Raw genomic sequence first — 12,166 nt, forward strand, 5'->3', positions numbered from 1 at the left:
CCTTGCGGGAGAAGGTGGCCCGGAGGGCCGGATGAGGGGTGAAACTCGGTCGAGAGAGAGGGCTTCCTGACACAGCGCATGCGCGTCCTCGTACCCCTCATCCGTCAGCCTTCGGCTGCCACCTTCTCACGCAAGGGGAGAAGGACGCTAGAGAATGAACCGGCTGAGGTCCGCGTTCCTGGCCAGCTCCGCCACCCGCGCCCGCACCGCCTCGCCGTCGAACGCCACCGTCTGGCCCGACAGGTCCGAGGCCTTGAACGAGGTCTCCTCCAGCACCCGCTCGATCACCGTCACCAGCCGCCGCGCCCCGATGTTCTCGACCGCCGAGTTGGCCGCGACCGCCGCGTCCGCCAGCGCCTCGACCGCGTCGGGCGTGAAGCTCAAGGTCACGTCCTCGGTCGCCAGCAGGGCCTGGTTCTGGCGGATCAGATTGGCCTCCGGCTCGGTCAGGATGCGCACGAAGTCATCCCGCGTCAGGGCCTTCAGCTCGACCCGGATCGGCAGCCGGCCCTGCAGTTCGGGCAACAGGTCGCTCGGCTTGGCGACGTGGAAGGCGCCGGACGCGATGAACAGCACATGGTCCGACTTCACCGGCCCGTACTTGGTCGAGACCGTGGTCCCCTCGATCAGGGGCAGCAGGTCCCGTTGCACGCCTTCGCGCGACACATCGGCCCCGCCGCGGTCCTGACGCGCGGCGACCTTGTCGATCTCGTCGATGAAGACGATACCCTCGTTCTCGGCCAGAGCCACAGCCTCGCGCGCCAGGCTGTCCTGATCCAGCAGCTTGTCGCTCTCCTCGGTGATCAGAGGAGCAAGCGCCGCCTTGACGGTCGTCCTGACCGGCTTGGTCCGCTGCCCACCCAGCTTGCCCAGCATCTCCGACAGATTGATCAGCCCGACGTTCTGACCACCCAGGTCCAGTCCCGGCACGGCGGGCGCGGTCTCGGCCATCTGGACCTCGATCTCCTTGTCGTCCAGTTCGCCGGCGCGCAGCTTCTTCCTGAACGCATCGCGCGTCGCCGGCTGCGAACCCGGCCCGACCAGGGCGTCGAGAATCCGCTCCTCGGCCGCTGCTTCCGCCTTGGCCCGCACGCCGACCCGCTTCTGCTCGCGCACCATCAGCAAAGCCGCCTCGACCAGGTCGCGGATGATCTGGTCGACGTCGCGGCCGACGTAGCCGACCTCGGTGAACTTGGTCGCCTCGACCTTCAGAAAGGGGCTGCCCGACAGCTTGGCCAGGCGCCGCGCGATCTCGGTCTTGCCCACCCCGGTCGGCCCGATCATCAGGATGTTCTTGGGCGTGACCTCGTCCCTCAGCTCATCGGCCACGCGCTTCCGGCGCCAGCGGTTCCTGAGAGCCACGGCCACGGCGCGCTTGGCGTCCTCCTGGCCGACGATGAAGCGATCGAGCTCGGAAACGATCTCGCGAGGGGAAAGGTCTGTCATCCCACGCACATAGGGCGGCTCAGCCCGGAGCGGGAGGGGCCGGCGGATCGACGATCAGCTTGGCGAAGGCCAGCGCCCACCCCGTCTCCCGCTTCTGCCAGAGGTGGACGTAGTAACCGCTGCCGTTCGCATCGCCGTCCTTCCAGAGCGCCCGACCGTAGGTCCAGCCCAGATCCCCGGCCGCCGAGGCTCCGCTGCCGAGCGGGGGGCTGAGGTCGAAGGACTTGGGCCAGGCGTCCAGAGCCGCGGGGAACGCCGCCTGACCGATCGCCGGCGGCAGGTCGCCAACGTAGAGGCGCCCGTCCGGAGCCAGCAGCGACAGATGCGCCGCCTTCTGGTCTCCCGCCGCCGCGGCCGCCAGCACGGCCTCCACCGCCCTCAGCTCTCCCAGCGCGGCCTCGGCCGAACTCGGCGCGACGGTCGATGTCGCAAGGATCTGGAGTTCGCTCTCGGGGCCGGGCACATCCGCCGCGCTGGACGGCACGCCTCCATCATAGACCCAGCGCCAGGTCCCGTCCGCCTGCCTCTGCCAGATCGTGAAATAGTGGCCGGTGCGTCGGCCGTTCACCTCGACTCCGCCCGTGGTGAAGCCCAGGTCGCCGGACGCGGCGATCCCCGCCCAGTTGGGCCACCAGACGAGCGGCCGCGTCGCCGGATCGAACACGGCACCCTCGTCGAACAGGTCCTCGACCGGCTGGGGCGATCCACCCGCGATCAGGACAGCGCCCGGCATGGCCCACTTCAGGAACGCCCGGTCGACCCCCATCGTCAGGGCGTCGGCCGCGAAGGCGCGCTCGGCGGCGATCACCGGCTCGGGATCGGCGGTCTGAGCGTGGGTGGGCCCGGCGAACAGCCAGGCAGCGGCGATGATGGCGATCAGGCGAGGCATGGGGTCGTCTCCAGCCCGCTCACTCATGCCCGGATCGGTTGCGATGTCCCGTGAAATCGACGCAATGCGGGTCCGCGCGCCCTGACCATTCCTGACGGCCTAGAGTGTCTCGATCGTCAGATTGCCGTTTGTGTAAACGTCGATATCGGCCGCAATCGCCATGGCCCGGCGCGCGATCGCCTCGGCGTCCAGGTCGGTGTTGTCCAGAAGGGCCCGCGCCGCCGCCAGAGCATAGTTGCCGCCCGACCCCACCGCAGCCACGCCATATTCCGGCTCCAGCACGTCGCCGACACCGGTCACGGTGAAGATGCTGGCCTTGTCCGCGACCAGCAGCATGGCCTCCAGCCGCCGCAGGTAGCGATCGGTGCGCCAGTCCTTGGCCAGGTCGACGCAGGCGCGCGCCAGCTGGTCGGGATACTGCTCCAGCTTGGCCTCCAGCCGCTCGATCAGGGTGAAGGCGTCCGCCGTGGCGCCCGCGAAGCCCGCCAGCACCTTGCCGCCCGCCAGCGTCCGCACCTTGCGCGCCGCGCCCTTGACGATGGTGGGCCCCATCGAGACCTGACCGTCGCCCGCGATCACCGTCCGGCCGTCCTTCCGGACCGCCAGAATCGTCGTGCCATGCCAGCCGGGGCCGGTCGTCGTCTGCTCGCTCATGGCCGTCGACATGGCGTCCGAATTGGGGCGCGACAAGCCCCGGCGACGCAAAACCGTTGCAAATACAAGGCCGCACCTCTGCCACAATGTAACCATTGTAATCGGTTACATATGCACAGTTACACCGATACATCGCGTTTGAGGGGACGTGCCGTGCTCTACAGGCTGATCTACGCTGCCGAAACCGTCGGCTCGACTGGCGCATCGACCCTGTCGCTCGCCCAGATCCTGGGCGCGGCCACCGTCAACAACCGCCGGGATAACATCACCTCGGCCGTGATGTTCCACGACGGCTGGTGCCTGCAGGGCATCGAGGGGTCGCGCCAGGATGTCGACCGTCTGATGCGCCGCATCAGGGACGACCGCCGCCTGAACAACATCCGCATCGTTTCGGACAAGCCGGTCGCCGAGCGCCGGTTCCCGGAGCCGATGGGCCTGTGCGACGACCCCTGCGCCATGATGAAGGCCATCGGCCTGACCAACATGGCCCAGATCACCGCCTATCACGCCGACCGGATCGTCGAGCTGAAACAGGCCGCGTGACGAAGTCCGCCCGCGTCCCTAACTGAGGGGCATGGGCTTTTCTCCCCAAGACGTCGAACGCTACGCCCGCCATCTGGTCCTGTCCGAGATCGGCGGGCCGGGTCAGCAGAAGCTCGCGGCCTCGACGGTCGCCGTCATCGGCGCGGGCGGCGTGGGGTCTCCGGCCGCCCTCTATCTGGCGGCCGCGGGCGTCGGGACGCTTCGGATCATCGACCCCGACACCGTGTCCCTGTCGAACCTCCAGCGTCAGGTCCTGTTTGACACCGTCGACACTGGCCGGCTGAAGGTCGAGGTCGCCGAACGCCGCCTCGCCGCGCTCAACCCGGGCGTCCGCCTCCACGCCGTGCCCGAGGCCCTGACCGCCGAGACCGCCGCCCGCCTGATCACCGGGGCCGATGTCGTGCTGGACGGCACCGACGACTTCGACGTCCGCCACGCCGTCAACGCCGCCTGCGTCGCCGCCGGCATCCCGCTTGTCTCAGGCGCCCTGGGACGCTGGAGCGGTCAGGTCGGCGTCTTCACGGGCCGCCCCTGCTATCGCTGCCTCGTACCCGACCTTCCGCCTGACGCGGAGACCTGCGCCCGCGTCGGGGTCGTGGGCGCTCTGGCGGGCGTGATCGGATCGATGGCCGCGCTGGAGGTGATCAAGCTCGTCACCGGCGCGGGCGAGCCCCTGACAGGCCGGCTCCTGCTCTACGACGGCCTGTCGGCGACCAGCCGGACGGTCGAGGTCACGGCCGACCCGGGATGCCCCGTCTGCTCGACCTCCGCCTTGATCCAGTCTCCGGCACGGGGTGTCCCCGAAGGCTGAGCTACTGTTAGGTTGGCGTGCTTGGCTCTGGGAACGCGGATCGGTCATGGCCTTCATCTCGGTGACACGACTGAAGCCGCGAGGCGTCCTGAACCTCCCGTCCATCGCCCTGCACACCCTGCGCAGCCGTCGTCAGATCGAGCGCGCGCCCGGCTTCCTTGGCGGCTATCTGGCGACCGGCCCCGGCCCGGCGCTATGGACCGTGACCGCATGGATCAATGAGGCCGCGATGGTCGCCTATCGAAGCAGCGGCGCGCATGCCAAGGCCATGCCCCGACTGTCCCGTTCATGCTCGGAGGCGTCGATCACGCATTGGTTGGCCATTGATGATGCCCTTCCGCCCCCGGACGAGGTGGCCGAACGCATGCGGACCGGCCGGACCTCCCGGGTGCGTCGCCCCTCCCCGGCTCACGCCGCAGGAGACCCCTGGCCGGACCGGATCGTGCCTTTTCGGGGACCGACCCTACGCCCGGCCTGACGGTCAGCGGCCCCCTACGGCTCCCGGCGCGGGGGCAACGAGGCGGCGGCCCGCACCATCTGCACAAACGCCGCCCGCTCTCCATAGGGATCCTCGCCCCGCGCACCCTGCGCCAGATTGAGGATCGCGGCCTCGTCGAAGTCCGCGCTCATCCACGGATCGGCCCGCAGACGCTGGCCAAAGGCGGCGACCGCCATCGCCCAGCGGGTCGATTCGGGCACCCGGGCCGTGGCCTGCGCCGACACCGCCGTCTGCATCAGCCGTGACGTGTCCTCGCCCGGCAGCTTGTAGCGCACCTGGACGAAGCCCAGTTCGCCCGACCCCGCGCCTGCTCCGGCCGTCGTCTCGGGCCGATTGCCCTCATAGCGGCGGTCGCGGATCTGGCTGGGCCCGCCGACCGGCGTGACTTCATACAGCGCCGTGACCGAGGCGCCGGACCCGACCTCGCCTGCGTCGACCGCGTCGTTGTCGAAGTCCTCCTCGTTCAGCAGACGGGTCTCGTAGCCGATCAGCCGATACTCCGACACGACCGCCGGATTGAACTCCACTTGGATCTTCACATCGTCGGCAATGGGAAATGCGCCGCGGTCGAAGGCGGGGCCGAACAGGCGGCGCGCCTCGTTCAGGTCGTCGACATAGGCTGCGGTGCCATTGCCCGCCTGGGCAATGGTCTGCATCCGCTCATCCTGGTAGTTGCCGCGCCCGAAGCCGTAGACCGACAGATAGATCCCCGTCTCGCGCTTGTCGGCGACATAGTCCTCGATGCGCCGGTCGTCGGTCACACCGACGTTGAAGTCGCCGTCGGTGAACATCAGGATGCGGTTGACCTTGTCTTCGCCGAACGCGGCCTCGGCCTGCTCATAGGCGTTGACCATGCCGCGTGCTCCGGCCGTCGCGCCGCTGGCGCTCAGCGTCGCCACCGCGCAGCGCAGCTTCAGTTTCTCGGCCCCCGACGTCGGCCCGATCGCCGTGCCTTCGGTCGAGGCATAGTAGGTCACCGCCACCTGGTCCTCGGGCCTCAGTCGATCGATGATCAGGTTCATGGCCTGCTGGGCCAGCTCCAGCTTGTCGGGCGAATCCATCGATCCCGACACATCGACCAGGAAGGTCAGGTTCAGCGGCCGACGCTCGCTTTCCGGCAGCTCATAGCCCTGCAGGCCGATATGGACGATCTGGCGGCCCACCGACCAGGGCGAATCCGTCACCACCGTCTCGACCGCGAACGGCTCGGCCGCGCTTGCGGGCCTAGCATAGGCGTAGTCGAAGTAGTTGATCATCTCCTCGACCCGCACGGCGTCGCGCGGCGGGGTCACGCCATCAGAGATGAAGCGCCGGACGTTGGCGTAGGCGGCCGTGTCCACATCGATCGAGAAGGTCGAGACCGGCTCATCGGCCACCCGCCGGACCGGATTGGGCGTGGCGTCGGGATAGCGTTCGGTGTCCGTGGCAACGGACGGCTGGCCCGGGACGGTGCTGTTCGAAAGCGCGGGTGCCGTGGCGAGATAGGCACCGACGGGCGGCGGTGGAGGCGGCGGTGCCATCGGAGGCGGCGGCGGAGGGGGCGTAGGCATTGCCACAGGCGGGGCCGAGCCGCCCCACCGGCTCCGCGCGCCGCTGACGACGATGTTTTCGGTCGGTGCCGACCGCAGCGGTATCCCGACAGCCGCGCAGGCTGCCCGACTGACCGCGCCGTCTCCGGGGGCATAGGCCGTGCGGCTCTGCACGGGCTGGGTCGCGGCCCCGGTCGGCAAAGCCAGCCCCAGGCCGACCGCCACGGCCAGACCTCGTTTCAGGGTTGATACGACCATCGCCAGACCTCCGGTTGTTCCAGGGTGCCAAAAGGCTTGCCGAAGGAAGGCGAAAATGTGGCGAGACGCTGCCTCAGCGGGAGCCGTCAGCTATGATCAGGGCGCGCCGCAAGCCTGGGCGGAAGCGACGAGGCAGCGATCAGCGAGCATTATGTAGGCGTGCGCGAGGCGCGGACGGCTGAACAGCGAACGGAGCGAACATCGAGCCATCACCTCACGGCTCGATCTCCATCGTGTCCGGGGGCCTGCCCCTACTCCGGCTTCTGGCGCTTCTTGCGGAAGCTCGGGTTCAACACCTGCTTGCGCAGCCGGATGGACTTCGGCGTCACCTCGACCAGTTCGTCCTCGTCGATGTAGGCGATGGCCTGCTCCAGGCTCATGATGCGCGGCGGGGTCAGGCGCACGGCCTCGTCCTTGCCGGAGGCGCGCACGTTGGTCAGCTGCTTGCCCTTGATCGGATTGACGTCCAGGTCGTCCCAGCGGCTGTTCTCGCCGATGATCATACCCTGATAGGTCTTCTCGCCGGCACCCACGAACATCACGCCGCGCTCCTCCAGGTTCCACAGGGCGTAGGCCGCCGTCTCGCCGTCGGAGTTGGACACCAGCACGCCCTTCAGGCGGCCCGCGATCTCGCCCTTGTAGGGCTCATAGTGGCTGAACACGCGGTTCAACACGCCCGAGCCGCGCGTGTCGGTCAGGAACTCGCCCTGATAGCCGATCAGCGAGCGCGACGGGCACTTCAGCTGGATGCGGGTCTTGCCGGCGCCGGACGGCCCCATGTCCGTCAGCTCGCCCTTACGCGCCGACAGCTTCTCGATGACGATGCCGCTGAACTCGTCGTCGACGTCGATCACGACGTCCTCGATGGGCTCCAGCTTCTCGCCGTTCTCGCCGGTCTGATAAACCACGCGCGGGCGGCTGATCGACACCTCGAAGCCCTCGCGGCGCATGTTCTCGATCAGGACGCCCAGCTGCAGTTCGCCCCGGCCCGCGACCTCATAGGCATCGCCGCCCTCGGTGGTCGTCACGCGGATGGCGACGTTGGCCTCGGCTTCCTTCAGCAGGCGGTCGCGGATGACGCGGCTCTGGACCTTGTCGCCTTCGCGACCGGCCAGGGGGCTGTCGTTGACCGACACCGTCATGCTGATCGTCGGCGGATCGATCGGCTGGGCGGGAAGCGCCTCGGTGACTTCCATGGCGCACAGGGTGTCGGCCACGGTCGCCTTGGACAGGCCCGCGATGGCGACGATATCCCCGGCCTCGGAGCCCTCGTCCAGCGGCTGGCGCTTCAGGCCACGGAAAGCCAGGACCTTGGTGATGCGGCCCCGCTCGATCTCCTTGCCCTCGCGGTCCAGCGCATGGATCGCCATGCCCGGCACGGCCTTTCCGCTCTCGATGCGGCCGGTCAGGATGCGGCCCAGGAACGGATCGCTCTCGATCAGCACGCTCAGCATCCGGAACGGCTTGTCCTTGTTCGCCTGCACGGCCGGCGGCGGCACGTGATCCACGATCAGATCGAACAGGGGGGCCAGATTGTCGTTGGGCTGGTTCAGGTCCAGCGTCGCCCAGCCGTTGCGGCCCGACGCATAGATGTGCGGGAAGTCGAGCTGCTCATCGGTCGCGCCGATGGCGGCGAACAGGTCGAAGGTCTCGTTGTGCACCCGGTCCGGATCGGCGTGGGCCCGGTCCACCTTGTTGATGCACAGGATGGGCCGCAGGCCCATCTTCAGGGCCTTGGTCAGGACGAACTTGGTCTGGGGCATGACGCCCTCTTCGGCGTCCACCAGGATGACGCAGCCATCGACCATGCCCAGGATGCGTTCCACCTCGCCGCCGAAGTCGGCATGGCCCGGCGTGTCGATGATGTTGATGCGCGTCTCGCCCGCCTTGCCGTTCCAGAGCACCGAGGTGCACTTGGCCAGGATGGTGATGCCGCGCTCCTTCTCCTGGTCGTTGGAGTCCATCGCCCGCTCGGTCGTCGCCTCATTGGCTCGGAACACGCCGGACTGGGCCAGCAGCTGGTCCACCAGGGTGGTCTTGCCGTGGTCGACGTGGGCGATGATGGCGACGTTGCGGAGGTTCATGGCCGAGTTTCTAATCTGTCAATGCGAAAGGGCGGCCGACAGGTGCGGGGGCCGCTGGGTCAGGGGCGTCATTGCGGGGAGCGCGCGCCTCTTACAGCGCGACCGCCCGAAAGACCATAGGCCCCCGGTTTGACAGCTTGACGGCACGGGCGCAGCCTCGCCTCTCAACCTTCAGGAGGCGGGTCGATGAAGCGTATTCTGATCGCGGGGGCTCTGTCCCTGATGTGCTTCGCGGGCGTCGCCGGGGCCCAGGACGAGGTCCTGCCGGAGGACGCGGCCAAGATTGTCTCGGTCCGCCAGGCGTCGTTCGCCATGTCGGCGGCCACCTTCGGCGGCATCAAGCAGGGGCTCGACGCCGGCGTGCCGCTCCAGCAACTGGCTTTCGCCTCCAACGGTCTGGCCCGTTGGGCGGCGTCCATGACCATCGCCTTCCCGCCGGGCACCGGCCCGGGCGCGGTTCCCGCGACCAAGGCCAAGCCCGAGATCTGGACCGACTGGACCGGCTTCCAGGCCAAGGCCGCCGACTATCAGGCCGCAACCGCCCGCCTGCGCGACGCCATCGCCGCCGATGACCGGGCCGCCGCGAACGAAGCCTGGGCCGCGACGCGGGCGACCTGCCAGAGCTGCCACGACGCCTACCGGTCCTAAGCGCTCAGCGCGCCGCGTCCAGCACCCGGCGGATGCGGCGCAACCGTTCCACGGTCTCCGGCAGGGACCCGTCGTCCAGCTGATCGGCGATGCCCGCCATCCCGGCCTCCAGAGCCGCGATCGCCTCGTCGCGGAACCGGCGACCGGCCTCGGTCAGCGCCACGCGCTTGGCCCGCCCGTCGGTGGCGTCAGCACGCACGGCGATGAAGCCGCGTCCCTCCAGCACCTTCAGCGAATGGGTCATGGTCGGCTTGGTCACCTGCATGGCCGAGGCCAGCTGCGCCGGCGTCCGGCCGTCGCCCAGCCGCACCATGTGATTGAGAATGGCGAAGTGGGCGATGTGCACCCCGTCCGGCAGCACCTTCAGGAACAGCGCCGAGGCCAGCTGATGGATGATGCCGATCTCGTTGAAGACAGTGAACAGGCCGGTTTCGTCGTTCGCCGTTTCCGTCACACGATCACCTTGGCATTCAGCGGCCAGCGTGGGCTGGGAGCCGTCCTCGGACCATAGCCGACCCGCGCCAGCATCTGCACCACCCCGCCCTGGGGAGCCAGCCGCGCGTGGACGCGATCATAAAGCGGCTTCATCTCCGCAAACTCCTGCAACGCCTGGCTCAAGGGCTGCATCGCAAGCCCTTCGCGGGTCGCCGCCAGGTTCAGCCGGACCCAGTCCCGCCCCGCCGTGATCTGCGTCGTTCGCCCGTTGTCGGCCGTAACCATCCACAGATGCCCCATGGCCGTGTCGGTGTTGGCGAAGACCGCCGCAAGCCCTTGTTTGAACATCTGACTTTCCGGGTCCGCCAGCGCCCGCCGATTCATCACGCCCACGGCGCCGAGCGTGTCGAACAGCGGCCCGGTGAAGTCGATCCCGTCGGGGTTCCGCTCCACCTCCGCCCGGCCGATGCGAAACAGGTCGACGCTTTCGCCATAGGTGCGCGGCGTCTCGATCTCGATCCGCAGGGCCTCATGCGTCAGGGCGCGCAGCTCGCGGATCGACTCCTCGTCGACCGACCCTGCCGCCGGGGTCGTCCGGGCCGCCGCCAGCACCCGCGCCAGCAAGGCGGGGTCGACCGGTCGCGTTGTATCATAGGGCTCCTTGTTCGACCGTCGATCCAGCGCATGCGCGAAGAGGGGATCGGGCCGGGCCGACCCCGGCTGACCGAACCGCGCCACCGCCACCCGGTCCGTCGTCAACCGCTCGGGATCCTCCCCGTCCGGAAACAGGTCCAGGGTCACGCCGACGCCCCGCTCCGCCGCCGCCATCGTCATCAGCTCCAGAAAGCAGCCCAGGCCGATGGTGATCTGGCGATTGAAGGGGTCCGTGTGGGGCAGCATCCGCCCGGTATCGACCCTCAGCGTCACCTCGCCGGGCGTGCGCACATCCGCGATCCACGGCTGACGATTGTGCGGATTGGGGGCCAGAATCGCATAGCTCAGCGCGTGCAACCGCGCATCGGCGTACTCCGACTCTGCGGCCGCCTTCCATGGCGCCAGCGCCCGCTCGGGCGTCCGGGTCGTCAGCCAGGCTGCTGCCCCGCCCCCTGCCGCCAGGACCACGCCGCCGCCCGCCAGGGCCAGAAACTGTCGCCGCTTCATCGCCGCTCTCCATCCCTGACCCGCGCCATGCAGATCATTTGATGTCGAACAATTATAGTTTGATATCTAACTTGTCAAGGCGGGGAATGTCAGGTTGCGGGGCAAGCGGCTGGAGCGACGATCTGGCCGATGGGTCCCTCCAGCCGGATCAGGCTGTAGGTGCGAAAGGCCCCCGGTCCGGCGGCTACCGTCACCGTCTCGACCACGTCGGCCCGGGTCCAGCGGCGCTCAAAGCGCGTCAGGTCCGCACAGGCCGACACTGCCAGCACCGCCCCGGGGCCGCCCCCCTGGAGAGGCTGCGCCATCTGAAAATAGTTCTGCGGAGGACGGCCGATCTCCGCAGGCCAGGCGCGCACATCAACCGGGACATCGCGCAGTCCGTAGGTCAGCTGGGCCACGTCGCCCCGCCGTTCGCCCACGACCGTTCCCGCGCCCTCCGCCTGGGCCCGCCGGGTGACCGCCCCTGCCAGTTCGTTCCATCCCAGCACCGGCTCATAGGGCTCGCCGCCGATCCGCAGTCGGTCCGCGCCCGCATCCCCCACGAGCAGCACCGCCTGAACCACCACACCGAAGACCAGACCCCCCGCCAGCCATCGACGGCCCCACCGGCCCTTCAACACCATCGGCGCCAGCACGAAGGCCCCGATCAGCCCCGCCGCCGCCCAGTTGGCGTTGGCCCCGTTCATGAAGGCCACGACCGTCACCGCGGCGAACACCGGCGCGCTGAACGCCAGCATCAGGCGTTGCGCCCCGCTCAACCTCCGCCACCGCGCGAGCGCCAGGATCACAGCGGCGAACACCACCGGCCCGGCCAGGCCGAACTGCGCCGCGATGAACTCCCCCGCGTCGGCCAGCGACCGCCCGAGCACGAGGCCCGCCTCCCCGTCGCTCAGGTTCTCTCCGGTGTGCCGGACCGTGACGAGGCCGTTGTCCAGGTTCCACATCAGGTTGGGCGCCAGCATCGCCAGCCCCGCCGCGATCGCCCCCCAGACGACCGGACGCTTCAACGTCTTTCGAGTCTCCGGATCGACCAGCGCCGCCAGCGCGAGACCGCCGAGGACGTAGAGCATGGCGTATTTCGACAGCAGCCCCAGCCCGATCCCGAACGCCAGCACCACGGCCCAGCCGACGCCGCCCCCCGCCCTCAATCGCACGAAGGCCAGCAACGCCAGCGCCCAGAACAGCAACAGCGGCGGGTCCGTCGACATC

At 69.0% G+C, this 12,166-nt stretch carries 12 protein-coding genes; 4 read left to right on the plus strand and 8 right to left on the minus strand.

Going from position 1 to position 12,166, the window contains the following annotated elements; genetic code table 11:
- Positions 1–147 precede the first annotated feature (147 nt).
- The 3 genes from hslU to hslV form a co-directional block, all read right to left on the minus strand.
- Positions 148–1,446, minus strand: coding sequence for an ATP-dependent protease ATPase subunit HslU (gene hslU / locus IP78_RS11805; protein ID WP_054111878.1), 1,299 nt, complete (start codon positions 1,444–1,446; stop codon positions 148–150).
- Positions 1,447–1,465: 19 nt separating this feature from the next.
- The gene (locus tag IP78_RS11810) at positions 1,466–2,335 is read right to left on the minus strand and encodes a hypothetical protein (protein WP_054111879.1); all 870 of its coding nucleotides are present in this window, start codon (positions 2,333–2,335) and stop codon (positions 1,466–1,468) included.
- 99 nt (positions 2,336–2,434) lie between these two features.
- A complete protein-coding gene (gene hslV / locus IP78_RS11815; RefSeq protein ID WP_156320392.1) occupies positions 2,435–3,001 on the minus strand; it encodes an ATP-dependent protease subunit HslV in 567 nt (188 codons plus the stop codon).
- Positions 3,002–3,142: 141 nt separating this feature from the next.
- On the opposite strand from hslV, the gene IP78_RS11820 reads away from it, so the two are divergent.
- Genes IP78_RS11820 through IP78_RS11830 form a run of 3 tightly spaced genes read left to right on the plus strand, consistent with a single transcriptional unit; the run spans position 3,143 to position 4,821 of the window.
- Positions 3,143–3,532, plus strand: a complete 390-nt coding sequence (locus tag IP78_RS11820) for a BLUF domain-containing protein (protein WP_054111880.1) — start codon at positions 3,143–3,145, stop codon at positions 3,530–3,532.
- Between the two features lie 31 nt (positions 3,533–3,563).
- Positions 3,564–4,343, plus strand: coding sequence for a HesA/MoeB/ThiF family protein (locus IP78_RS11825; protein ID WP_054111881.1), 780 nt, complete (start codon positions 3,564–3,566; stop codon positions 4,341–4,343).
- Positions 4,344–4,389: 46 nt separating this feature from the next.
- Positions 4,390–4,821 carry a hypothetical protein gene (locus IP78_RS11830; RefSeq protein ID WP_054111882.1) on the plus strand — a complete coding sequence of 144 codons (432 nt, stop codon included), beginning with the start codon at positions 4,390–4,392 and terminating at the stop codon, positions 4,819–4,821.
- Between the two features lie 14 nt (positions 4,822–4,835).
- Here the strand turns inward: IP78_RS11830 and IP78_RS11835 are convergent, their stop codons facing one another.
- The gene (locus IP78_RS11835; RefSeq protein ID WP_054111883.1) at positions 4,836–6,629 is read right to left on the minus strand and encodes a von Willebrand factor type A domain-containing protein; all 1,794 of its coding nucleotides are present in this window, start codon (positions 6,627–6,629) and stop codon (positions 4,836–4,838) included.
- Between the two features lie 251 nt (positions 6,630–6,880).
- The gene (gene typA / locus IP78_RS11840; protein WP_054111884.1) at positions 6,881–8,713 is read right to left on the minus strand and encodes a translational GTPase TypA; all 1,833 of its coding nucleotides are present in this window, start codon (positions 8,711–8,713) and stop codon (positions 6,881–6,883) included.
- A gap of 186 nt (positions 8,714–8,899) precedes the next feature.
- Between typA and IP78_RS11845 the strand changes: the two genes are divergently transcribed.
- Complete coding sequence (locus IP78_RS11845) at positions 8,900–9,361, plus strand: cytochrome c (protein ID WP_054111885.1); 462 nt, start codon at positions 8,900–8,902, stop codon at positions 9,359–9,361.
- A gap of 4 nt (positions 9,362–9,365) precedes the next feature.
- On the opposite strand, the gene IP78_RS11850 is transcribed toward IP78_RS11845, so the two are convergent.
- The 3 genes from IP78_RS11850 to IP78_RS11860 form a co-directional block, all read right to left on the minus strand.
- Positions 9,366–9,815 (minus strand): MarR family winged helix-turn-helix transcriptional regulator, encoded by a 450-nt coding sequence (locus IP78_RS11850; RefSeq protein ID WP_054111886.1) that lies wholly within the window; start codon positions 9,813–9,815, stop codon positions 9,366–9,368.
- Positions 9,812–10,957 carry a twin-arginine translocation pathway signal protein gene (locus IP78_RS11855; protein WP_054111887.1) on the minus strand — a complete coding sequence of 382 codons (1,146 nt, stop codon included), beginning with the start codon at positions 10,955–10,957 and terminating at the stop codon, positions 9,812–9,814. The genes IP78_RS11850 and IP78_RS11855 overlap by 4 nt, the downstream gene beginning before the upstream one ends.
- 89 nt (positions 10,958–11,046) lie before the next feature.
- Positions 11,047–12,166, minus strand: a 1,120-nt coding sequence (locus IP78_RS11860) for a glycosyltransferase family 39 protein (RefSeq protein WP_054111888.1), incomplete at its 5' end; no start/stop codon positions are given.

Source organism: Brevundimonas sp. AAP58 (assembly GCF_001295975.1).
Classification (GTDB): domain Bacteria; phylum Pseudomonadota; class Alphaproteobacteria; order Caulobacterales; family Caulobacteraceae; genus Brevundimonas.

What these genes read in the sequence shown, in the direction of transcription:
- hslU (WP_054111878.1), bottom strand. Translation starts at nt 1,446, where the DNA reads ATGACAGACCTTTCCCCTCGCGAGATCGTTTCCGAGCTCGATCGCTTC.
- IP78_RS11810 (WP_054111879.1), bottom strand. Translation starts at nt 2,335, where the DNA reads ATGCCTCGCCTGATCGCCATCATCGCCGCTGCCTGGCTGTTCGCCGGG.
- hslV (WP_156320392.1), bottom strand. Translation starts at nt 3,001, where the DNA reads ATGTCGACGGCCATGAGCGAGCAGACGACGACCGGCCCCGGCTGGCAT.
- IP78_RS11825 (WP_054111881.1), top strand. Translation starts at nt 3,564, where the DNA reads ATGGGCTTTTCTCCCCAAGACGTCGAACGCTACGCCCGCCATCTGGTC.
- IP78_RS11830 (WP_054111882.1), top strand. Translation starts at nt 4,390, where the DNA reads ATGGCCTTCATCTCGGTGACACGACTGAAGCCGCGAGGCGTCCTGAAC.
- IP78_RS11835 (WP_054111883.1), bottom strand. Translation starts at nt 6,629, where the DNA reads ATGGTCGTATCAACCCTGAAACGAGGTCTGGCCGTGGCGGTCGGCCTG.
- typA (WP_054111884.1), bottom strand. Translation starts at nt 8,713, where the DNA reads ATGAACCTCCGCAACGTCGCCATCATCGCCCACGTCGACCACGGCAAG.
- IP78_RS11845 (WP_054111885.1), top strand. Translation starts at nt 8,900, where the DNA reads ATGAAGCGTATTCTGATCGCGGGGGCTCTGTCCCTGATGTGCTTCGCG.
- IP78_RS11855 (WP_054111887.1), bottom strand. Translation starts at nt 10,957, where the DNA reads ATGAAGCGGCGACAGTTTCTGGCCCTGGCGGGCGGCGGCGTGGTCCTG.